The following is a 21,462-nucleotide window of genomic DNA, read 5'->3' as shown; positions in this document are numbered from 1 at the left end:
ATGTACAAAAACCTGTCCGCCTTTTTGAAAGCCGTCTCAGAACCCTGGCCCCATAGACTTACGTCCAATGGGCACCCGCGTGCAGACCGCCGAGCATGAGGGATAGAAGTACGCCATGGGGCGAAGCCCTGTCCGGTCATAACAACAACGGTTAACCACCAACAACGCGGTATCAGTAATGAGTAAATCGGATGCGTTTCTCCAGGCAGGGAAAACCGCGGTGCTACAGAACATTCACGGCACCATGCAGTTTTTGCAGCGATTCCCGCCCTTTAACCAAATGGAAAACACTCACCTGGCGTATCTGGTCGAGCAGTGCCAACTGCGCTTCTATGCCCCCGGCGAAAGCATCATCCGACCGACCGACGGCCCGGTGGAACACTTCTATATCGTCAAGCAGGGCCGTGTGGTGGGCGAGCGCACCCACGTGGGCCGCGAAGAAGCCCAGACCACCTTCGAGATCACCGCTGGCGAGTGCTTCCCGCTTGCCGCCTTGCTGGGCGAGCGCGCCACCCGCACTGAACACCGCGCCGCCGAAGACACGTTTTGCCTGCAACTGAACAAACTCGCATTTATCAAACTGTTTGGCCTGTCCGACGAGTTCCGCGACTTTGCCCTGCGTGGCGTCAGCAGCCTGCTCGACAAGGTCAATCAGCAGGTTCAGCAAAAAGCGGCTGAAACCCTGGGCACCCAATACTCGCTCAATACCCGCCTGGGCGAACTGGCCATGCGCCACCCTGTGACCTGTGCGCCCACCGTCTCGCTGCGCGAAGCCGTACGGCTGATGCACGAACAGCAAGTGGGCAGCATTGTGATCGTCGACGAACACAAATCGCCCCTGGGGATTTTCACCCTGCGCGACCTGCGTCAGGTGGTGGCCAATGGCATTGAGGATTTTGCGCAAGCCATCGAACTGCACATGACACCCGACCCGTTCTACCTGAGCCCGGATAACAGCGCCTTCGACGCCGCCATCGCCATGACTGAACGGCACATTGCCCACGTGTGCCTGGTCAAGGACCAGCGCCTGTGTGGCGTGGTGTCCGAACGCGATCTGTTCTCTCTGCAACGGGTCGATCTGGTCCATCTGGCGCGCACCATCCGCCACGCGCCACGGCTGGATACCCTGATCAACCTGCGCGGTGAAATCGGCCAACTGGTGGAGCGCATGCTGGCCCACGGTGCGTCCTCCACGCAGATCACCCACATCATCACCCAGCTCAACGACCACACCGTATGCCGGGTAATCGAACTGGTGCTGGCTGACAAGGGCGACCCCGGCGTACCGTTTACCTGGCTGTGTTTTGGCAGTGAAGGCCGACGCGAGCAAACCCTGCACACCGACCAGGACAACGGCATTCTGTTCGAGGCCAGGGATGACGCCCAGGCCGCCGAGATTCGCCAGCGCCTGCTACCCATCGCCCAGCAGATCAACCAGCACTTGGCAGCCTGCGGCTTCACCCTGTGCAAGGGCAACATCATGGCCGGCAACCCCGACCTGTGCCTGTCACGCGCCGAGTGGGCCCGCCGTTTTGCCGCATTTATCCGCGAAGCCACCCCTGAAAACCTGCTGGCCTCCACCATTTATTTCGACCTGCGGGTGGTCTGGGGCGATGAACAGGGCTGTGAGCAACTGCGCCGCGGCATGCTTGGACAGGTCGCCGACAACCGTCTGTTCCAGCGCATGATGGCCGACAACGCACTGCGTCATCGCCCGCCCGTGGGGCGCTTTCGTGAGTTTGTGCTGGAACGCAAAGGCGGCGACAAGGCCACCCTCGACCTCAAGATCCAGGGCCTCACGCCTTTCGTTGACGGCGCGCGCTTGCTGGCGCTGGCCAACGGGGTCGAAGCCAACAATACCCTGGAACGTCTGCGCCAGCTGGTCACCCTGCACGTGATCGAGCCACTGGACGGGGCCGCCTATGAAGAGGCCTATCACTTCATCCAGCAAACCCGCATGCAGCAGCACCAGCTGCAAACCCGGGAAAACCGTGCGTACTCCAACCGCGTCGACCCTGACAGCCTCAACCAGCTGGACCGACGCATCCTGCGTGAAGCCCTGCGCCAGGCCCAGCGCCTGCAAAGCAGCCTGGCCCTGCGGTATCAGCTATGAGCCTGCTGTCATGGTTGTTGCCACGCAAAAAACCGGTGCTCAGCCTTGAGCAGCATCAGCGCCTGCTGCGACTGCCGACCGCCTGCGGGTTGAGCGAGACACCCATGCGCACGCAACGCTGGGTGGTGGTCGATCTGGAAACCACCGGCCTGAACCTCAATCGCGACCAAGTGCTGTCGATCGGTGCGGTGGTCATTGAGGACGGCGCCATTGACTTCAGCCAGGGGTTTGAACGCACCCTGCTGCGCCCCGACAACCCCTTGAGCCCCAGCATGTTGCTCCATGAGCTGGGGCCTGCCGCCATTGCCGCAGGCAGCGACCCGGTCGATGCCCTGCTCGACTTCATGGATTTTGTTGGCGACAGCCCGGTGCTGGCGTTCCATGCGCCGTTTGACCAGCACATGCTCGCCCGTGCCCTCAAGGACAGCCTGGGCTACCGCTTGCAGCATCCGTTTCTGGATGTGGCGGCACTGGCACCCATGCTTTGTCCCCAGGTGAATCTGCGCGAAGCCGGACTTGATCAATGGATCAACCACTTCAACCTGCAGGTCGAAGACCGCCACAACGCCAGCGCAGATGCCCTGGCCACCGCCGAACTGGCGTTGATCCTGTTCAGCCGTGCCCGCACCCAAGGCATCGACACCCCCCAGGCCCTGCAACAGCGGCTGAACCAGTGGCAACGGCGCAAGCAGATGCACGGTTTTTAATCTGTGGGAGCGGGCTTGCTCGCGATTCAAACAACCCGGTCCATCAGACACACTGCAGCGATTTCATCGCGAGCAAGCCTGCTCCCACAAAAAATGGTTTTTACCCCTCCCGGTCTGCCATCCGATGAGCGTCAATTGCGTAGGACCATTCCCTCTGACACAATCGCGAATAATTATCGTTAGTTAAAACTTGCCGTCGGTGATGTCTTTGTCGTCAGTCCAAAACCCACACAGTGAGCTGGTTGGAGCGCTTTATCGCGACCATCGCGGCTGGCTGCTGGCGTGGTTGCGGCGTAACGTGGCCTGCCCGCAGCGGGCCGAAGACCTGAGTCAGGACACTTTTGTGCGCCTGCTCGGCCGCCCAGGACTGCAAGCCCCCCGCGAACCACGGGCATTGCTGGCGGCCATCGCCAAGGGCCTGCTGTTCGACTATTTTCGCCGCGCGGCACTGGAGCAGGCCTGGCTCAACGAGCTGATGCTGATCCCCGAGGCCGAACACCCCTCACCCGAAGCCCAGCACCTGATCCTTGAAGACCTCAGGGCCATCGATCGCCTGCTGGGCAAGCTGTCGAGCAAGTCCCGTGCAGCCTTCCTTCACAGCCGTCTGGATGGCCTGACCCACGCTGAAATCGCCGAACGCCTTGGCGTGTCTGTGCCCCGCGTACGCCAGTATCTGGCCCAGGGCATCCGCCAGTGCTATATCGCCTTGTATGGCGAACCGACATGAGCCAGGCCAACACCAAACCGGTTTCCTCTCAGGTGCTGGACGCCGCCATCGCCTGGCAGTTGTGCCTGGATTGCGGCAGCGGCAGTGCCGTGGAGCAGGCCGAATTTGCCAAGTGGTACAGCGCCAGCGAAGAACACGCCCGCGCGTGGCTGCAACTGGGCATGCTCGATCAGCGCTTCAGCACTACCAGCATCCCGGCGCGCAACGCCTTGCTCAATGCCCGCAACGGCGCACAGGGACAGGTGCGCAAAATCGGCAGTGGCCTGGCCAGTATCGCGCTGGTATGTGGGCTGGCCTTGTTCGCCGGTAAAAACTACCTGCCCATTGATTACTGGATGGCCGACCAGCGCACCGCCACCGGCGAACAACGCCAGTTGCGCCTGGCCGATGGCACGCTGCTCAACCTCAACACCCACAGCGCAGTCGATGTGCAGTTTGATGAAACGACCCGACGCATCATCCTGCAGGAAGGCGAGATCATGGTTGAGACCGGCCATGGCGACCCTCGACCGTTTATCGTGCAAACCCGCGACGGCAGCCTGCGCGCACTGGGCACACGGTTCATGGTCAAGCGCGAAGACGACGGCACGCGCCTGAGCGTGCTGCAATCGCGAGTCGAAGCACACCCTGAGAACAGCGCAGACCACATCATCTATAGCGAAGGCCAGCAGGTCCTGATGCGCCGCGACCGCCTGGGCCAGATGCTCACCCTCAGCCCGGGGGCAGACGCCTGGACGCGGGGCATGCTGGTGCTGGACAACGTGCGCCTGGCCGACATGGTCAGCGAACTCAGTCGCTATCACGTCGGCCATCTGGGCGTAGGCCCCGAAGTCGCCGACCTGCGCATCACCGGCAGCTTTCCACTGAACAACATCGAACGGTCGCTCAATGCCTTGCTGCCGACCTTGCCAGTGCGTATCGAGCAACGTACCCCGTGGTGGATCACCGTCAGCGCCAAGCCGTCGGCGAACTGAATCTAAATTATTTTCAATCAGCCCTATCACTTTTCAACTCTCATCCGGCAGAGAGGCATCAGAAACATTTCCATTCAGGAACCCGCCGAATGTCCCGCTCCCTCGACACGTTGTTGCGCCCCAGCCTGTTAGCCATCGCCATCGCCCTCTGCGCCCCGTTGACCAGTACCGTTCTGGTTGCTGGCGAGCAGGCATCGTCTGCGCGCAGCTACAACCTGCCCGCCGGACCCTTGGCGGCCACCCTGAATCAGATTGCCAGCCAGGCCGGCATCACCCTGGCCATCGACTCGTCCTTGCTGGCGGGCAAAACTTCGGCGCCGGTCAAAGGTACGTTCGAGGCCACGACTGCATTGCGTGAAGCATTGCAGGGGAGCGGGTTGCAGCTGGTGCCCGGCACTGCTGGCAGCTTCACACTGATCGAAATCCCCCTGGGTGCGTTGGCCCTGGAGGCAACGACTATCTCTGGCCAGGGCAATTACGAAAGCGCCTGGGGCCCGGTTGATGGCTACCTGGCCCAGCGCACAGCGTCGGGCACCAAAACCGATACCTCTTTGGCAGAAGCTCCGCGCTCCATCTCCGTTGCCACACGCAGCCAGATGCAGGACAGGGCAGTGCAGAACCTGGATGACGCGGTGCGCTATATGCCCGGCGTTACGGCCAGCAGTTACGGCAGCGACAGCCGCTCGGAGTGGCTGAAGGTACGTGGTTTTGAACCGACCCAGTTTCTGGACGGCCTGCCGCTGCCCAAGGGTTCCTACACCATGCCCAAGCTGGAAACCTGGGACCTGGAGCGCGTAGCCCTGCTCCGTGGCCCGGCATCATCGGTTTACGGCCAGACACCTGCTGGCGGCTTGCTGGACATGGTCAGCCGTCGCCCGCAAGACACCCCAAGCCATGAAGTGCAGGTACAAGTCGGCAGCTACCAGCGCAAGCAGATCAGCTTCGACAGCACCGGCCCGATTGATGATGAAGGGCAATTCTTGTATCGAGTCAGCGGCGTGGTACGCGACAGCAACACTGCAATCGATCATAACGAAGACAAACGCTACAACATCGCGCCCAGCCTGACCTGGAACATCAACGAAGACACCAAGCTGACGTTCCTCAGCCAGTTCAATCGTGACGACACCGGCATCACCAGCCAGTTCTTGCCGATCCAGGGCACCAAAGTGGACTCACCAGCGGGCAAGGTGAAGTTTCACGAGAACCTGGGTGATCCAAAGTGGGAGTTCTACGACAAAACCTACTACGCACTCGGCTACGCCTTTGAGCACCGTTTTGATGATGTGTGGCAGTTCCGCCAGAACCTGCGCTACACCAAAAGTGATCTGTCCTTCCAGGGCATCACGGCAGGCGGTTATTACGGTTCGGTTGCCGACGACGGCACTCTGCAGCGCGGCGCCAACATCGTGAACGAGGACATCAGTCAATTCGCCGTGGATAACAACTTCCAGGCGGACTTCAACACCGGCACCCTCAAGCACACGGTACTGATCGGGCTCGACCACCAGCGCGTCAACACCAACTATAAATGGCAATACGGCGCTGCCCCGGCCAGCAACATAATCAACCCGATCTACGGGCAAGACTTCAGCAACGTCCAATACACCGCCTATAACGACTACAACCAGAAAACCCGTGATACCGGCCTCTACCTGCAAGACCAGATGGCGCTGGATAACTGGCGTTTGACCCTGGGCGGACGCCAGGACTGGCTGCACACCGACACCACGTTCTACAACGAAAACAACGCTCGCGACAAACGTGACGACAGCGCTTTCACCGGCAATGCCGCGCTGAGCTATGTGTTCGATTCAGGCTTCACACCTTACGTTTCCTATGCCGAATCGTTCCAGGCCGAGCCGGGTGGCTTTGGCGGCAAGGCCTTCAAACCCGGCACAGGCAAGCAATACGAAGTGGGTCTCAAGTACCAGCCACCCGGCACCGAGATGCTGTTCACGGCAGCCGTGTATGACCTGACCCGCAAAAACATTGTGCTCAGCGATACCCTGGGTGTCAGCCGACCACTGGGTGAAGCCAACGTACGCGGTGTAGAACTGGAGGCCGTGGGCAACGTCAACGACAACCTGAAGCTGACAGCCGCCTACACCTACGCCAACACCAAAATGACCAAGGTGTCCGACCCGCTGGACAAGAACCGTCCACTGCCACTGACGCCTGAACATCAGGCGTCCATCTGGGCTGACTACACCTGGCACAAAGGCGTGCTGGATGGCTTCGGCGTGGGCTTTGGCGCTCGCTACATTGGTGAAACCGACAACATTGCGATCGGCAGCATGGCCTATGTGCCGGATGCTTCCTACGGGCACACCGATGCTTACACCGTCTACGACGCAGCCGTGCATTACGACCTCTCCAAGGTCAGTAAAACGCTCAAGGGTGCCACGGTCTCGGTTAATGCCAACAACGTATTCGACAAGGAATACCTGTCGACCTGCGACGGTTTCTACTGCTACTACGGCGATCGCCGCAACGTAATGGCCAGCGTCAACTACAAGTGGTAACCCGCCAAGGGACACCTGACTCCTGTGGGAATGGGCTTGCCCGCTCCCACAGAGGGTTTACGCATTCAGGATTTTCATGAAAAGCAAAACCATCCGCCGCTGGTCCTTTGTCCACACCTGGACCAGCCTGATTTGCACCGCGTTTTTGCTGATGCTGGCTCTGACCGGTTTGCCGTTGATTTTTCACCATGAAATCGACCACCTGCTGGGCGATGCGCCGCAGGTCAAGGAACTGCCCTCCGACACCCCGACGCTCGACCTGCAACAACTGGTACGCGCCGCCGAAGCTCATCGGCCTGGCGAGGTCATGCAGTACTTCGGCTGGGAAGAAGACGAACCCAATGCCGTCCTCACGATCATGGCGGCCACCGCGGGCACCGAGCCCAACTCGTCCCACACCTTTATGCTCGATGCGCGCACCGGCGAGGCCATAGAGGTTCCGTCAGCCAATGGCGGGATCATGATGGTCATGCTGCGCCTTCACGTAGACATGTTCGCCGGGCTGCCCGGCAAGCTGCTGCTGGCCTTCATGGGTCTGCTGTTTGTGCTGGCGATCATCTCCGGCACGGTGCTGTATCTACCCTTCATGCGCCGCCACGAATTCGCGACGGTGCGCACCGACAAGTCCACCCGCTTGCGCTGGCTCGACCTGCACAACCTGCTTGGCGCCGTGACCCTGACCTGGGCCCTGGTGGTGGGCGTGACCGGCGTGATCAGCGCCTGCGCCGACCTGATCATCGCCGCCTGGCGCAATGACAGCCTCAGCGCCATGATCGAACCCTACCGCGAGGCCCCGCCCCTGACCCGTCTCGCCCCGGCCAGCCAACTGCTGGAGATCGCCGCAAAAGCCGCGCCCGACATGCGCCCGGACTTTATCGCCTTCCCCGGCACACGCTTCTCCAGCGAACACCATTACGCCGTGTTCATGAAAGGCAGCACGCACCTGACCTCGCACCTGCTGACACCGGTATTGATCGATGCCAGCACCCTGGCCGTCACTGCAGTGGCCGGACGGCCGTGGTACATGGATGCGATGGGCATGTCCCAGCCGCTGCACTTTGGCGACTACGGCGGCATGCCGATGAAAGTCCTCTGGGCAGCCCTCGACCTGCTGACCATCGTGGTGCTCGCCAGCGGCTTGTACCTGTGGTGGGTGCGTCGACGTGCGGCCAGGGAGAACGCTCGATGAGGCCGCGTCAGTCGAACTTCTGGAAGGTGTTTTCCATCCCGCTGGCCATTGGGCTTGTGAGCGTGACCGGATTGTTCAGCGCGCTACTGGGTGACGGCGCGTGGGACATCTTGAGCTGGATCGGGCTGGGGATCCCGGTGTGGATCAGTGTGCGCGGTTTGCTCAAGCGCTGAGCAGGCGGGATCTGGCTTGCCTGCGATGCAATCGACTCGGTCTTGCAGTTAAAGCGCGTCGATACCATCGCGAGCAAGCCCGCTCCCACCTAAATCAGCAATCGGGCTTGTCTGCCGTGTAACGACGGGCCGGGTTCACCGCGGCACCAAACTCGCGCAGCGCCTTGGCGCCGATCAGCAACGGATAGTTGAAGCTGCTGCGATCGGTGAGGTTGACCTCCACGGTGCGCTTGACGTTACCCAGGCACATCTCCAGGTCGACCACCGGGCGCTTGGCACTTTCGGGGACTTCTTTCTCATCATCTTCATCGGCGCGGCTCTTGATTTTGCTGATGCGCGCCACTTTATGCTCGTACACCTTGCTGCTCGCGCCTTCGGTCGCCAGTTGGAAGCGGACCCACTCGTCACCATCACGGGTAAAGGTCTGAATGTTCTTGGCCGACAGCGACGCCGTCAGGGCACCGGTGTCCATCTTGGCTTTGAGGGTTTCACCAATTTCCGGCAACTTGATGTATTCGTAACGCCCGTACAGGGTCGGCTCGGCCGCCATCACCGGCAACGCCAATACAGACAGCAACACAAAAACAGACCTCATGCGGGCACTTCCTTTTAAAGAGAATACGGTGTGAAAGTTGCCAGCCTTAAACGCCCCAGGCGCTGCCCAGCTTGCTCAGCAGCGAAGTGCTGACGTTCTGGCCCTTGAAGTACTCCAGCAATACCGGGGCAAACTTGGCAACCATGCCGTCCTGCATGCCCAGGGCTGTGAATGCACTGTTCAACTGGTCGGTGTTGGCCACGTTGCTGACGGCGCTGGTCGCGGTCTCGGACACGCCACTGGATTTGCCCAGCAGGCCGCCCAACTGGCTCAACTGGCCCAGTGCACCGGCGCCAGCCAGTTTGTTGACGCCCGGCACTTGCTGGGTCAGTTCGGAATAGTCGCTGGAGGTCAGCTGGTTTTTCGCCAGGCTCAACATCGCGCCGATACCGCCCGCCGCCTGCTCAGGCTTTACACCCAGCTCGTTGACTTTGGTCAGCATTTGCACCGCTTGCGCCGACTTGTCGGTGGTCGCGCCATTGCCGTTGGCACCCTGCACTTGCGCCGCCACGTTGGCCACGTCGCTCAGGCTGAAACCTGCAAACACCGGGCTCGCTGCCACGGTCATCAATGTTGCCAGTGCCACGCCGCTCAACTTATTCATCGCTTCAACCTCCAGAACCAAAAAACCGCCTGCAATAGAGCGGTAAAACTATGTCTATGACCCAAAACCCCAGCAGATGTTCCCAGGTGCCACTATCGGATCAAACGGGCCGCAATCTTAATTGAAAACCGCTGCATCCGCTGTGCCCTTGCCTGCGTATACAGGACACAGAGGTGCCACATGATTGGAACAACCACACAGCCTGAACTAACCTCAACCGACGACTGGTCTGATGCCCTGACTGTGTTTGACGGGAGAGTGGCTATTTTAATTACCGATGCCGATGACCTTGCAACGCTCTTGGCCCAATGTTCACTGGGCAATCGCCGCGCCTTCGAAACCCTCTACCGAACCGTGGCGCCGCGCCTGCACAGCGTGGCACTGCGCTGCATGGGCCGCAGCGACCTGGCGCAAGACGTGGTACAGGAAAGCTTTGTGCGCATCTGGCACAACGCCTCCCGTTATGAAGCTCACTTGTCGGCCCCCCTGACCTGGATGATCACCATCACTCGCAACCTGGCCATCGACCAGCTGCGCAAACATCGCGAACTGCCCTTGAGTGACCTGCAGCAAGACACCTTGGCCGATGAGAGCCCCAGCGCCCATGAGCAACTGGACAGCGCCCGGGCGGCCAGCGCCCTTGGCCATTGCCTTGAACGACTGGAAGGCATGCAGCGCCAGAGCATCACCATCGCCTATTTTCAGGGGCTGAGTGCCAGCGAACTGGCGCACACCCTTGATGCACCGCTGGGGTCGGTCAAATCCTGGATCCGCCGGGGCATGGAGCGGCTGCGCAGGTGCCTTGAATCATGAACTATCAAACCCCTGAACGGCGCCGTGCGCTGGCCGCCGATTACGCCATCGGCCTGATGCCGCCCACCGCCCGCAAACGTTTCGAAAACCTGCTGCTGGACGATACCGACCTGCGTAGCGAGCTGGCCCACTGGCAGAACCACCTCACCCAACTGACCGAGCCCCTGATCGAGCAACCCGTGCCCGAGCACGTGTGGCACGCCATCGTGGCGCGCATTGAACCGCAAACACTCCATGTACCGCCAAAGCGTGCGTTCTGGAACTGGCTGCGGTTGGGTGCGGTTGCCTGTTCGTTGCTGGTCGCCTTGACCGTGGGCCTGCTCTACAACCACGACAGCGTCCAGTACAAGGCAACCCTGCTCAGCGGCACCGCTCAGCCCGGCCTGAGGATCGAGGCCCACGCCGATTACCTGAAGGTTCGACCGCTTGAGCTGAGCGCGGTTGAGGCAGGACGCAGTCTGGAATTGTGGGCGATTCCGGTTGAGGGCAAACCGGTGTCCCTGGGGCTGATCCCCGCGGATGGCGATGGTCGGATAGCCCTGAGCCAGAGCCAGCAGCAATTGATCAGGGTTCCGGTGGTACTGGCGGTGAGTCTTGAGCCGCAGGGCGGCTCACCAACCGGGCAGCCAACCGGCCCCGTGTTGTATCAGGGGCCGCTGGCGACACTGTAAACCAACCTGTAGTCGCTGCCGCAGGCTGCGATAAGGGCCTCAGGCCCTTCAAGGCAGGATCGCTGCGCAATCCATCGCAGCCTGCGGCAGCGACTACACAGTCAGTTGTGGTTTTTAAGCCTTGCTGAACATCCGGTGCGGATCGATCACAAACTTCTTCGGCACACCGGCATCGAACTCGCCATAGCCCCGTGGTGCCTCGTCCAGGCTGATCACCTCAACGCCCACGATATCGGCGATCTTGATCCGGTCCCACATGATGGCCTGCATCAGTTGGCGGTTGTATTTCATGACCGGCGTTTGCCCGGTATGGAAGCTGTGGGATTTGGCCCAGCCCAGACCAAAGCGGATGCTCAGGCTGCCCATTTTCGCGGCTGCATCGACGGCACCCGGATCTTCGGTGACGTACAGCCCCGGAATACCGATTTTGCCCGCCACCCGCACCACGCCCATCAGTGAGTTGAGCACCGTGGCCGGCGCCTCGTGTTTCACCCCGTCATGCCCGTGACCCCGGGCTTCAAAGCCCACGGCATCGACGGCGCAATCCACTTCCGGCTCGCCCAGCAGCTCGGCAATCTGTTCGTGCAAGGGCGTGTCTTTGGACAGGTCGGCAATTTCAAACCCCTGTGCCTTGGCGTGAGCCAGGCGAATCGGATTCACGTCACCCACGATCACGACCGCAGCGCCCAGCAAACGCGCCGAAGCCGCCGCGGCCAGGCCTACGGGGCCGGCGCCTGCGATATAGACCGTACTGCCGGGGCCAACACCTGCGGTGACAGCACCGTGATAGCCGGTGGGCAGGATGTCGGAGAGGCACGTCAGGTCACGAATCTTTTCCATCGACGCGTCACGATAAGGCAGCTTGAGCAGGTTGAAATCGGCATAAGGCACCAATACATATTCAGCCTGACCGCCGACCCAATCGCCCATGTCCACATACCCATAGGCACCGCCGGGACGGGCCGGGTTGACGGTCAGACAGACGCCGGTGTTTTGCTCCTTGCAACTGCGGCAACGCCCGCACGCCACGTTGAACGGCACCGATACCAGGTCGCCGACTTTCAGATGCTCCACATCGCGCCCGGCCTCGATCACCTCGCCCGTGATCTCATGGCCCAGCACCAGCCCGGTTTGCGCCGTGGTACGGCCACGCACCATATGCTGATCGGAGCCACAGATGTTGGTCGATACCACACGCAGGATCACGCCGTGGTGGATGGGCTTGCCTTGAGGGTTTTGCATCTTCGGGAAAGGAATGCTTTGCACTTCAACCTGGCCATTGCCCAGGTACACCACACCGCGATTGTCAGCCATCGTATTCACCCTTGTTGTTATTGGAGAGATTACTTGCTGCAGCCAGCTTAGAACGTGCCGCGCCCCTACAGCACCACCGTACGACCTCCATTTAGGAAAACGCGCCGCTCTATGTGATAGCCCACACCGCGAGCCAGCGTCTGGGCCTCGATGTCGCGGCCCTTGGCGATCAGGTCTTCGGGATAGTGGCTGTGGTCGACCACTTCCACGCCCTGGGCAATGATCGGGCCTTCGTCCAGGTCGTTATTGATGTAGTGCGCCGTAGCGCCCACCAGCTTGACGCCCTTTTCGTAGGCCTGGTGGTAGGGCTTGGCGCCCTTGAAACCGGGCAGCAGGGAGTGGTGAATATTGATCGCCTTGCCGTCGAGCTTGCGACACAGCTCAGGAGACAGCACTTGCATGTAACGGGCGAGGATCACCAGTTCGGCGCCAGTGTCTTCGACCACCTGCCACACCTTTGCTTCTTGCGCCGGTTTGTTGAGCGGGTCCAGAGCGAAGTGGTGGTAAGGGATGCCGTGCCAGCTTGCCAGCGGCTCCAGGTCGGGGTGATTTGACACCACGGCCACCACGTCCATCGACAACTGGCCGATGCGCTGGCGATAGAGCAGGTCGTTGAGGCAGTGATCGGCCTTGGACACCATGATCAGCACTTTGGGCCGGTGATGGGGTGGCGTCAGTTCGAACGTCATGTCGAACGCCTGGCCACGCTCGGCCAGGCCTGCGCGAAAGGCGTGCTCGTCAAACCCGTCGGGCTGACGAAACTCCACGCGAATAAAGAATCGCGCCGAGCGCTGATCGTCGAAGGAATGGTGCTCGGTGACGTAGCAACTGTGCTCGAACAGATAACGCGTGACCGCATCCACCGTGCCCAGCAGGCTCGGGCAGTCCGCGGTGAGAATCCAGGTATCGGGCGCGCGGCTCATGGGGTGCTCCTTGATGGGTATTGGAACGCACACGACCTGTGTGGGAGCGGGCTTGCTCGCGCTGCAAACAACACGGTACATCCGGATGACCGTGGTGCTGCAATCGCGAGCAAGCCCGCTCCCACAGAGGCGCAGGCAGGATCATATTTACGCTTCGACGTTCAGCCCGTACTCCGCTGCTGCATCCTGCAACCATAACCACCAGTAGTCCGAAAAGCTGCGGCGGATAAGCAGCTCCCATGTGTCTTCAGCCGTGTGGCGAATCACCAGCTGCGACTTGGCGAACACGGTGCCCACCGCCTTGCCCACCGGGAAGTTGTCCGGATGGACGTCATAGCTGGTGGACTTCATCAGCACTTCGCGCACCTTTGGCCCGCTCAGTTCCAGCAGTTGTTGCCCGCCGCTGACGTTGACCACCGAGATATGCAGCCCGACCAGTGCTGCACGCAACGCTTGCTCCACGGCGAATTCCTGGCCTCCGGGTACGATCAGCAACCACTCATCCGGCCCCATCCATTGCAACGATGTCTCGTCTTTGGCCACCAGGCTCAGGGCCACCGGCAATTCCAGGCCCAGGGCCTTGTGCACGCCTTCGGCAAAGGCCGGGTCTTTGGCGTCGCCGCGAAGGGTCAAATGGCCCAGCAGTTTCTTCTCGCGCACGGTCACGCCAGGGTTTTTGCGGCCCTTGCCGATCAGGCCCGCGAGATTGGCCTGGTGTAACGATGACTCGGCTTTGGCGCCCGAGTCCGGGCGCTGTTGGTATACGTTGGCTGTGGTCATGGGTCACCCGCTCAATTCTGTGTAGTTTGGTCTGCCGTCATCGCGGGCAAGCCCGCTGCCACAGGTGTCACTCAAATATTCTGGCGCTCGCCTTTCGGGTCGAAGAACACCGAAGACACGATTTCAGCCTCGATCACGCTGCCGTCGGCCTGGGGCGAAAACACACGTTCGCCGATGCGCTTCAAGCCGCCCTTGACCACACCCATTGCAAACGAATAACCCAGTGAGTTGTGGGCATAGCTGGAGGTCACGTGACCCACCATCGTCATCGGGATTGCCTGCTTGGGATCGAACACCAGCTGCGCGCCCTCAGGCAGCCACTTGGTCGGATCTACCGGCTTGAGGCCCACCAGCTGTTTGCGTTGTTCACGCACGCAGTCTTCGCGGTTCATGCCACGCCAGCCGAGCCACGAGAACGGCTTGGTACGACCCACACACCAGCCCATGTTCAAGTCGTCCGGGGTCATGGACCCGTCGGTGTCCTGGCCGACAATGATGAAACCCTTCTCGGCCCGCAGCACGTGCATGGTCTCGGTGCCATAGGGGGTGAGGTTGTATTGCTTGCCCGCCTCGACGATTTTTTCCAGCACGCCCATCGCGTAGTCCGCCTGGATATTGACCTCGTACGACAGCTCACCCGTAAACGAGATGCGGAACACCCGCGCCGGAACACCGCCTACCAGCCCTTCTTTCCAGGTCATGAACGGGAACGCTTCACGGTCCAGATCGATATCCGTGACTTCGCTCAGCAGCTTGCGGCTGTTGGGCCCGGACAGGGTCAGCGTCGCGTAGTGGTCGGTCACGGAAGTGAAGTACACCTTCAGTTCAGGCCATTCGGTCTGCTGGTAGATTTCCAGCCATTGCAGTACCCGTGCTGCGCCACCGGTGGTGGTGGTCATGACAAAGTGATTGTCGGCCAGACAGGCCGTTACGCCGTCGTCGAACACCATGCCGTCTTCTTTGCACATCAGGCCGTAGCGAGCCTTGCCCACATCGAGCTTGGTCCAGGCGTTGGTGTAAATGCGGTTAAGGAATTCCCGCGCATCCGGGCCCTGAATGTCGATTTTGCCCAGGGTGGAGGCATCGAGAATACCGACGCTGTCACGCACCGCCTGGCACTCGCGCTTGACCGCTGTGTGCAGGTCTTCGCCATGACGCGGGAAGTACCACGGACGCTTCCATTGGCCCACATCTTCAAACTCGGCACCCTGCTTGACGTGCCAGGCTTGCAGCGCGGTGTAACGCACCGGTTCGAAAATATGCCCGCAATGGCGACCCGCCACGGCGCCGAACGTCACCGGCGTGTAGTTGGGGCGGAACATGGTGGTGCCCATCTGCGGGATGGTTACATTCAGCGAGCGTGCGGCGATGGCCAGCCCGTTGACGTTGCCCAGCTTGCCCTGATCGGTACCGAAGCCCAGCGCGGTGTAGCGTTTTACGTGTTCGACCGACTCGAAACCTTCACGGGTTGCCAGTTCGATGGCCGCGGCGGTGACGTCGTTCTGCAGGTCGACAAATTGTTTGGGCGCCCGTGCAGTGCCCTTTTCATGGGGCACGTGAAACAGTGCCAGTGTTGGCTCCTGGTGCTGGTTCAGGGCTTTGGGCAACACGCCCTCTACCGCTTTGAAGCCGGCTTCGCTGGCAGCACGCACGCCCCCTTCGAACCCATCGGCCAGGCTGTCGCCCAGCCCGTAGACACCGTTGATGCCGCCCACGCACACACGTTTTTGCGGTGCTTCGCCGGGTACGAAACCCAGAATATCTTCGCGCCAGGTGGGTTTGCCGCCCAGGTGCGAGGCCAGATGCACCACCGGGCTGTAACCGCCCGAAGTGGCAACCAGATCGCATTCCAGCCATTCGCCGGGGCTGGCGACACTGTTGGTTTTAAGGTCAATCGCGGCCACACGGGCACCGGTCACGTGTTTGCTGCCACGGGTTTCGATCACCGCGCTGGCGGTCAGAATACGGATGCCCTTGGCCCGCGCCGCTTCTACCAGTGCGCCGCGAGGGTTGCTGCGCGCATCGGCGACAGCCACCACTTGCTGGCCTGCATCGATCCAGTCCAGCGCAACGCGGTAGGCGTGGTCATTGTTGGTACTGAGCACCAGTTTTTTACCCGGTGCCACGCCGTAACGGCGCACGTAAGTCGACACTGCGCCCGCCAGCATATTGCCCGGCACGTCGTTGTTGCCGTACACCAATGGCCGCTCGCAGGCGCCGGTCGCCAGGACTACACGCTTGGCCCGAACCCGGTGAATGCGCTGACGAACCTGGCCAATCGGTGCGCGATCACCCAGATGGTCGGTGAGGCGCTCGTGGATGGTCAGGAAGTTGTGGTCGTGATAGCCGTTGACTGTCGCCCGAGGCAAAAGCGTCACGCCCGGCAATGCCTTGAGTTCAGCGATGACTTTAGCAACCCATTCCATCGCCGGTTTGCCGTCCAGGCTTTCGCGGCTGTCGAGCAGGCTGCCGCCAAACTCTTCCTGCTCATCGGCCACGATCACCCGCGCGCCGCTGCGTGCTGCAGCCAGTGCCGCCGCCAGGCCTGAAGGCCCTGCGCCGACGATCAGTACGTCGCAGTGATGGTTCATGTAGTCGTAGGTGTCGGGGTCGTTCTGGGTCGGCGAACGGCCCAGGCCTGCCGCCTTGCGGATGTACTTCTCGTACGTCATCCAGAACGATTGCGGGTACATGAACGTTTTGTAGTAGAAGCCCGGCGGCATCAGCTTGCCGCCAACCTTGCCCAGGATCCCCATCACATCATTGTTGACGTTGGGCCAGCCGTTGGTGCTGGTGGCAACCAGGCCCTGGTACAACGCCTGCTGCGTAGCGCGCACGTTAGGAATCTGGGTCGCTTCGGTGGCGCCGATCTGCAGCACCGCGTTGGGCTCTTCGGCACCGGCAGCATAAATGCCCCGAGGCCGGGAATATTTAAAGCTGCGACCAATGACGTCGACACCATTGGCCAGCAGCGCTGCGGCCAGGCTGTCGCCCTCGTAGCCTTTGTATTGTTGACCGTTGAAGGTAAAGGTCAGCACTTTGCTGCGGTCTACGCGGCCGCCATTAGGCAAGCGATGGGTCTGGCTCATACCTTTTCTCCCTGCTCGCGGGTGGCCGTGGTGATCAGTGGTGCCGCCTGTTCAGTGAACTGCGGCTGGGTGCCAATCAGGTAGGTTTCAAGAATTTCGTAGGTCACGGTGTTGCGCGTGGCGTTGAAGAACTGGCGGCAACCGGCGACGTGGTTCCACAGTTCGTGGTGCAGGCCGCGAGGGTTGTCGCGAAAGAACAGGTAGTCGCCCCACTCGGCGTCGGTGCAGGCCGCGGGGTCCAGCGGGCGCGGGATGTGCGCCTGGCCGCTGGCATGGAATTCCTCTTCGGAGCGCAGTTCGCCGCAATGGGGACAGAAGATATGAAGCATGAGTGTTTCTCCTGTTAGTGGGCGACAGCGGCAGCGCCGTGTTCGTCGATCAGGGCGCCGGTGTGGAACCGGTCAATGGAAAACGGTGCAGCCAATGGGTGCATCTCGCCCTTGGCCAGACTGGCGGCAAACACGTTGCCCGAGCCCGGCGTGGCCTTGAAGCCACCCGTACCCCAGCCGCAGTTGAAGAACAGATTCGGCACCGGGGTCTTGGAGATGATCGGGCAAGCATCGGGAGTGGTGTCGACGATGCCGCCCCACTGGCGGTTCATGCGCACGCGGGACAACACCGGGAACATTTCCACAATGGCCTGAATCGTGTGCTCGATCACCGGGTACGAGCCGCGCTGACCGTAGCCGTTGTAGCCGTCGATCCCGGCACCGATCACCAGGTCGCCCTTGTCGGACTGGCTGATGTAGCCGTGAACCGCGTTGGACATGATCACGCTGTCGATGATTGGCTTGATCGGCTCCGACACCAGCGCTTGCAGCGGGTGGGATTCAATCGGCAGGCGGAAACCGGCCTGACGGGCCATGTGCCCGGAGTTACCGGCCGTCACCACGCCTACGCGCTTGGCACCGATAAAACCCTTGCTGGTTTCAACGCCGATGCACACGCCGTTTTCCTTGCGAAAACCGAGCACTTCAGTTTGCTGGATCAGGTCTACACCCAGCGCATCCGCAGCCCGGGCAAAACCCCAGGCCACGGCATCGTGACGGGCCACACCGCCACGGCGCTGTACGGTGGCGCCTATAATCGGGTAACGGGTTTTTTTTGAGCAATCGAGGTACGGGATCTCGTCCGCCACTTGCTTGGCGTCAAGCAGTTCACCATCCACGCCGTTGAGGCGGTTGGCGCTGACCCGGCGCTCCGAGTCACGTATGTCTTGCAAGGTATGGCACAGGTTGTAGACACCGCGCTGGGAGAACATGACGTTGTAGTTCAAGTCCTGGGACAAGCCTTCCCAAAGCTTCATCGCGTGTTCGTACAGGTGCGCCGACTCGTCCCACAAATAGTTGGAACGCACGATGGTGGTGTTGCGCGCCGTGTTGCCGCCGCCCAGCCAGCCCTTCTCGACCACGGCCACGTTGGTGATGCCGTGCTCCTTGGCCAGATAGTAGGCAGTGGCCAGCCCGTGGCCGCCACCGCCGACGATGACCACGTCGTAGACCTTTTTAGGGGTCGGCGTGCGCCACATCTTCTGCCAGTTTTCATGGTGGCTGAGGGAGTGTTTGAAGAGGCCGAAGCCTGAATACCGTTGCATAGGGTTTACTCCAAAAACGCGCTCAGCGATAAACCGGGAAGTCTTTGCACAGCGAGGTCACCTGGCGTGCCACGTCGGCCTCGATATCGGCATCGCCGAGGTGATCGAGGATGTCGCAGATCCAGCCCGCCAGTTCCGTGCACTGCGCCACTTTGAAACCGCGCGTGGTCACTGCCGGGGTACCGATGCGCAGGCCCGACGTCACGAACGGTGATTGCGGGTCATTGGGCACCGCATTTTTATTGACCGTGATATGAGCACGGCCCAGGGCTGCGTCGGCGTCTTTGCCGGTCAGGCCCTGACGGATCAGGCTGAGCAGGAACAGATGGTTGTCGGTGCCGCCCGAGACCACGTCGAAGCCACGCTTGATAAACACTTCGGCCATCGCCTGAGCGTTGTCGATGACCTGCTTTTGATAGGTCTTGAAGCCCGGCTCCAGGGCTTCTTTAAAGCACACCGCCTTGGCCGCGATCACATGCATCAGCGGACCGCCCTGGCCACCGGGGAACACGGCCGAGTTGAGTTTCTTTTCCAGGGCTTCGTTGGACTTGGCCAGGATCAACCCGCCGCGGGGGCCGCGCAGGGTTTTGTGGGTGGTGGTGGTGACCACGTCAGCGTAGGGCAGCGGGTTGGGGTACAGCCCCGCCGCGACCAGGCCGGCCACGTGGGCCATGTCGACAAACAGGTAGGCACCCACCTTGTCGGCAATCTGGCGAAAGCGCGGAAAGTCGAGGAATTTGGAGTAAGCCGAGAAGCCGGCAATGATCATCTTTGGCTGATGCTCAACGGCCAGACGTTCTACTTCGTCGTAGTCGATCAGCCCGGTGGTGGTGTCGATGCCGTACTGCACGGCGTTGTACAACTTGCCGGAGAAGCTGACGCTGGCGCCGTGGGTCAAGTGCCCGCCGTGGGCCAGGCTCATGCCCAGCACGGTGTCACCGGCATTGAGCAACGCCAGGTACACGGCCGCATTCGCCTGGCTGCCGGAGTGAGGTTGCACGTTGGCATAATCGGCGCCGAACAGTTGTTTGGCGCGGTCGATGGCCAGCTGCTCGACTTTATCCACATGTTCGCAGCCGCCGTAATAGCGCTTGCCCGGATAGCCTTCGGCGTACTTGTTGGTCAGGCCGCTGCCTTGGGCCTCCATCACACGCTGGCTGGTGTAGTTCTCGGAGGCAATCAGCTCGATGTGATCTTCCTGGCGCTGATCTTCGGCATTCATGGCCGCTAACAAGGCATCGTCGTAACCCTGGATCTGATCCTGCTTGCTGAACATTGCGTGTCTCCCAGCGCCAGCGCGCCTTTGGTCTCGGTGGGGCGTATGCCCTTTGAGCCAGATGGTAGAGCTGGCGCAGGCAGATCAAATGCCTATGGACGCCACGCAATGGTGCGTTTACGACATGGTTTCGCATAACCCTGTAGGAGCGGGCTTGCTCGCGATACTGGCGGCGCGGTTTGTCTGGCAAACCCGGGCGATGCCACCGCGAGCGAGCCCCCTCCCACACTTTTATTACGGGACTTTGAGCTATTCTTTTGTAAGGGTTTTCCGCACTTTGAGTCGTGCCTGTGCACCCGACAAAATCTTGGATAAAGTGCACGACACAATTCGACCAAGGAACCGGGAAATGACTGACAAGAGCCAACAATTCGCCAGCGACAACTACTCCGGTATCTGCCCTGAAGTCTGGACCGCCATGGAACTGGCCAACCACGGTCATCAACGCTCTTATGGCGATGACGAGTGGACCCTGCGCGCTGCCAACGACTTTCGCAAACTGTTCGAAACCGACTGCGAAGTCTATTTTGCCTTCAACGGTACTGCGGCCAACTCCCTGGCCCTGTCATCGTTGTGCCAGAGTTTCCACAGCGTGATCTGCTCCGAGACCGCCCACGTCGAGACCGACGAATGCGGCGCGCCTGAATTCTTTTCCAACGGCTCCAAGCTGCTGATCGCCCGCACTGAAAACGGCAAGATCACCCCCGAATCGATCCGCGAAATCGCCCTCAAGCGCAAAGACATCCACTATCCAAAGCCGCGAGTGGTGACCATCACCCAGGCCACGGAAGTCGGCAGCGTGTACCGCCCTGAAGAAATTCGTGCCATCAGCGACACCTGCAAGGAGCTGGGCCTGTTGCTGCACATGGACGGTGCCCGCTTCTCCAACGCATGCGCCTTCCTCGGCTGCACGCCCGCAGAGCTGAGCTGGAAAGCCGGTGTGGATGTACTGTGCTTTGGCGGGACCAAAAATGGCATGGCGGTGGGTGAAGCGATTCTGTTCTTCGACCACACCCTGTCGGTGGACTTCGACTACCGCTGCAAACAGGCCGGTCAACTGGCGTCGAAGATGCGCTTTTTGTCGGCACCCTGGGTGGGCTTGCTGGAAAACGACGCATGGCTCAAACACTCACGCCACGCCAACCACTGCGCGCAGTTGCTGAGCCAGTTGGTGAGTGACATTCCGGGGGTTGAACTGATGTTCCCCGTGGAAGCCAATGGCGTGTTCCTGCAACTGTCGGAACCGGCCGTGGCTGCGCTGACCGCCAAGGGCTGGCGCTTCTATACCTTTATCGGCAAAGGCGGCGCACGTTTCATGTGTTCCTGGGACACCGAAGAGGCACGGGTACGGGAACTGGCGGCGGATATTCGCGAAGTGATGGCGGGATAAAAACA

19 protein-coding genes are annotated in these 21,462 nt (G+C 61.0%); 10 read left to right on the top strand and 9 right to left on the bottom strand.

What is annotated here, in order from left to right:
- Positions 1 to 178 precede the first annotated feature (178 nt).
- The 7 genes from VSQ83_RS01345 (at position 179) to VSQ83_RS01315 (ending at position 8,408) form a co-directional block, all read left to right on the top strand.
- Complete coding sequence (locus tag VSQ83_RS01345) at positions 179 to 2,113, top strand: putative nucleotidyltransferase substrate binding domain-containing protein (RefSeq protein WP_219262853.1); 1,935 nt, start codon at positions 179 to 181, stop codon at positions 2,111 to 2,113.
- Entirely contained in the window at positions 2,110 to 2,820 is a 711-nt protein-coding gene (locus VSQ83_RS01340; RefSeq protein WP_219262852.1) for a 3'-5' exonuclease, read from the top strand. The genes VSQ83_RS01345 and VSQ83_RS01340 overlap by 4 nt, the downstream gene beginning before the upstream one ends.
- Positions 2,821 to 3,022: 202 nt before the next feature.
- Entirely contained in the window at positions 3,023 to 3,547 is a 525-nt protein-coding gene (locus tag VSQ83_RS01335) for an RNA polymerase sigma factor (protein WP_326398592.1), read from the top strand.
- Positions 3,544 to 4,521: a FecR family protein gene (locus VSQ83_RS01330; protein WP_326425102.1), complete on the top strand. Its 978-nt coding sequence runs from the start codon at positions 3,544 to 3,546 to the stop codon at positions 4,519 to 4,521. The genes VSQ83_RS01335 and VSQ83_RS01330 overlap by 4 nt, the downstream gene beginning before the upstream one ends.
- Positions 4,522 to 4,610: 89 nt before the next feature.
- Positions 4,611 to 7,046: a TonB-dependent siderophore receptor gene (locus tag VSQ83_RS01325; RefSeq protein WP_326425100.1), complete on the top strand. Its 2,436-nt coding sequence runs from the start codon at positions 4,611 to 4,613 to the stop codon at positions 7,044 to 7,046.
- A gap of 76 nt (positions 7,047 to 7,122) precedes the next feature.
- Entirely contained in the window at positions 7,123 to 8,235 is a 1,113-nt protein-coding gene (locus VSQ83_RS01320) for a PepSY-associated TM helix domain-containing protein (RefSeq protein ID WP_219262848.1), read from the top strand.
- Complete coding sequence (locus tag VSQ83_RS01315; protein ID WP_219262847.1) at positions 8,232 to 8,408, top strand: hypothetical protein; 177 nt, start codon at positions 8,232 to 8,234, stop codon at positions 8,406 to 8,408. The genes VSQ83_RS01320 and VSQ83_RS01315 overlap by 4 nt, the downstream gene beginning before the upstream one ends.
- A 94-nt stretch (positions 8,409 to 8,502) precedes the next feature.
- Here VSQ83_RS01315 and rloA2 read toward each other — a convergent pair whose 3' ends face one another.
- Both rloA2 and VSQ83_RS01305 read right to left on the bottom strand, forming a co-directional pair.
- A complete protein-coding gene (rloA2, locus tag VSQ83_RS01310; protein ID WP_133075259.1) occupies positions 8,503 to 9,003 on the bottom strand; it encodes a retropepsin-like aspartic peptidase RloA2 in 501 nt (166 codons plus the stop codon).
- A gap of 46 nt (positions 9,004 to 9,049) precedes the next feature.
- Positions 9,050 to 9,607 (bottom strand): DUF2780 domain-containing protein, encoded by a 558-nt coding sequence (locus VSQ83_RS01305; protein WP_133075258.1) that lies wholly within the window; start codon positions 9,605 to 9,607, stop codon positions 9,050 to 9,052.
- A 180-nt stretch (positions 9,608 to 9,787) separates the two neighbouring features.
- On the opposite strand from VSQ83_RS01305, the gene VSQ83_RS01300 reads away from it, so the two are divergent.
- Both VSQ83_RS01300 and VSQ83_RS01295 read left to right on the top strand, forming a co-directional pair.
- On the top strand, positions 9,788 to 10,420 hold the full coding sequence (locus VSQ83_RS01300; RefSeq protein WP_326425097.1) for a sigma-70 family RNA polymerase sigma factor: 633 nt from the start codon (positions 9,788 to 9,790) through the stop codon (positions 10,418 to 10,420).
- Positions 10,417 to 11,091 carry an anti-sigma factor gene (locus tag VSQ83_RS01295; RefSeq protein ID WP_219262846.1) on the top strand — a complete coding sequence of 225 codons (675 nt, stop codon included), beginning with the start codon at positions 10,417 to 10,419 and terminating at the stop codon, positions 11,089 to 11,091. Before VSQ83_RS01300 ends, VSQ83_RS01295 begins: the two co-directional genes overlap by 4 nt.
- A 114-nt stretch (positions 11,092 to 11,205) precedes the next feature.
- Here the strand turns inward: VSQ83_RS01295 and fdhA are convergent, their stop codons facing one another.
- The 7 genes from fdhA to glyA all read right to left on the bottom strand — a co-directional run bounded on the left by fdhA (position 11,206) and on the right by glyA (position 20,067).
- Positions 11,206 to 12,405, bottom strand: a complete 1,200-nt coding sequence (gene fdhA, locus VSQ83_RS01290) for a formaldehyde dehydrogenase, glutathione-independent (RefSeq protein WP_133075255.1) — start codon at positions 12,403 to 12,405, stop codon at positions 11,206 to 11,208.
- 65 nt (positions 12,406 to 12,470) lie between these two features.
- Positions 12,471 to 13,328, bottom strand: coding sequence for a formyltetrahydrofolate deformylase (gene purU, locus VSQ83_RS01285; RefSeq protein WP_326425095.1), 858 nt, complete (start codon positions 13,326 to 13,328; stop codon positions 12,471 to 12,473).
- 147 nt (positions 13,329 to 13,475) lie between these two features.
- Positions 13,476 to 14,108: a sarcosine oxidase subunit gamma gene (locus VSQ83_RS01280; RefSeq protein ID WP_219262844.1), complete on the bottom strand. Its 633-nt coding sequence runs from the start codon at positions 14,106 to 14,108 to the stop codon at positions 13,476 to 13,478.
- A gap of 71 nt (positions 14,109 to 14,179) precedes the next feature.
- Entirely contained in the window at positions 14,180 to 17,197 is a 3,018-nt protein-coding gene (locus VSQ83_RS01275; protein ID WP_326425092.1) for a sarcosine oxidase subunit alpha, read from the bottom strand.
- Positions 17,194 to 17,526, bottom strand: a complete 333-nt coding sequence (locus VSQ83_RS01270) for a sarcosine oxidase subunit delta (protein WP_219262843.1) — start codon at positions 17,524 to 17,526, stop codon at positions 17,194 to 17,196. Before VSQ83_RS01270 ends, VSQ83_RS01275 begins: the two co-directional genes overlap by 4 nt.
- A gap of 14 nt (positions 17,527 to 17,540) precedes the next feature.
- Positions 17,541 to 18,791 (bottom strand): sarcosine oxidase subunit beta, encoded by a 1,251-nt coding sequence (locus VSQ83_RS01265; RefSeq protein ID WP_326425090.1) that lies wholly within the window; start codon positions 18,789 to 18,791, stop codon positions 17,541 to 17,543.
- Between the two features lie 22 nt (positions 18,792 to 18,813).
- Positions 18,814 to 20,067, bottom strand: coding sequence for a serine hydroxymethyltransferase (gene glyA, locus VSQ83_RS01260; RefSeq protein ID WP_219262842.1), 1,254 nt, complete (start codon positions 20,065 to 20,067; stop codon positions 18,814 to 18,816).
- Positions 20,068 to 20,416: 349 nt separating this feature from the next.
- On the opposite strand from glyA, the gene VSQ83_RS01255 reads away from it, so the two are divergent.
- The gene (locus tag VSQ83_RS01255) at positions 20,417 to 21,457 is read left to right on the top strand and encodes a threonine aldolase family protein (protein ID WP_133075247.1); all 1,041 of its coding nucleotides are present in this window, start codon (positions 20,417 to 20,419) and stop codon (positions 21,455 to 21,457) included.
- Positions 21,458 to 21,462: the final 5 nt, after the last annotated feature.

Origin of the sequence: Pseudomonas sp. DSV-1, from assembly GCF_035830915.1 — a bacterium.
In the GTDB taxonomy this organism is placed as follows: domain Bacteria; phylum Pseudomonadota; class Gammaproteobacteria; order Pseudomonadales; family Pseudomonadaceae; genus Aquipseudomonas.
Note: the sequence above shows the minus strand (reverse complement) of the source record. Positions and strands in the feature narration are given on the sequence as shown.

Coding starts and splice junctions, on each gene's coding strand:
- VSQ83_RS01345 (WP_219262853.1), top strand. CDS start 179: ATGAGTAAATCGGATGCGTTTCTCCAGGCAGGGAAAACCGCGGTGCTA.
- VSQ83_RS01340 (WP_219262852.1), top strand. CDS start 2,110: ATGAGCCTGCTGTCATGGTTGTTGCCACGCAAAAAACCGGTGCTCAGC.
- VSQ83_RS01335 (WP_326398592.1), top strand. CDS start 3,023: ATGTCTTTGTCGTCAGTCCAAAACCCACACAGTGAGCTGGTTGGAGCG.
- VSQ83_RS01330 (WP_326425102.1), top strand. CDS start 3,544: ATGAGCCAGGCCAACACCAAACCGGTTTCCTCTCAGGTGCTGGACGCC.
- VSQ83_RS01325 (WP_326425100.1), top strand. CDS start 4,611: ATGTCCCGCTCCCTCGACACGTTGTTGCGCCCCAGCCTGTTAGCCATC.
- VSQ83_RS01320 (WP_219262848.1), top strand. CDS start 7,123: ATGAAAAGCAAAACCATCCGCCGCTGGTCCTTTGTCCACACCTGGACC.
- VSQ83_RS01315 (WP_219262847.1), top strand. CDS start 8,232: ATGAGGCCGCGTCAGTCGAACTTCTGGAAGGTGTTTTCCATCCCGCTG.
- rloA2 (WP_133075259.1), bottom strand. CDS start 9,003: ATGAGGTCTGTTTTTGTGTTGCTGTCTGTATTGGCGTTGCCGGTGATG.
- VSQ83_RS01305 (WP_133075258.1), bottom strand. CDS start 9,607: ATGAATAAGTTGAGCGGCGTGGCACTGGCAACATTGATGACCGTGGCA.
- VSQ83_RS01300 (WP_326425097.1), top strand. CDS start 9,788: ATGATTGGAACAACCACACAGCCTGAACTAACCTCAACCGACGACTGG.
- VSQ83_RS01295 (WP_219262846.1), top strand. CDS start 10,417: ATGAACTATCAAACCCCTGAACGGCGCCGTGCGCTGGCCGCCGATTAC.
- fdhA (WP_133075255.1), bottom strand. CDS start 12,405: ATGGCTGACAATCGCGGTGTGGTGTACCTGGGCAATGGCCAGGTTGAA.
- purU (WP_326425095.1), bottom strand. CDS start 13,328: ATGAGCCGCGCGCCCGATACCTGGATTCTCACCGCGGACTGCCCGAGC.
- VSQ83_RS01280 (WP_219262844.1), bottom strand. CDS start 14,108: ATGACCACAGCCAACGTATACCAACAGCGCCCGGACTCGGGCGCCAAA.
- VSQ83_RS01275 (WP_326425092.1), bottom strand. CDS start 17,197: ATGAGCCAGACCCATCGCTTGCCTAATGGCGGCCGCGTAGACCGCAGC.
- VSQ83_RS01270 (WP_219262843.1), bottom strand. CDS start 17,526: ATGCTTCATATCTTCTGTCCCCATTGCGGCGAACTGCGCTCCGAAGAG.
- VSQ83_RS01265 (WP_326425090.1), bottom strand. CDS start 18,791: ATGCAACGGTATTCAGGCTTCGGCCTCTTCAAACACTCCCTCAGCCAC.
- glyA (WP_219262842.1), bottom strand. CDS start 20,067: ATGTTCAGCAAGCAGGATCAGATCCAGGGTTACGACGATGCCTTGTTA.
- VSQ83_RS01255 (WP_133075247.1), top strand. CDS start 20,417: ATGACTGACAAGAGCCAACAATTCGCCAGCGACAACTACTCCGGTATC.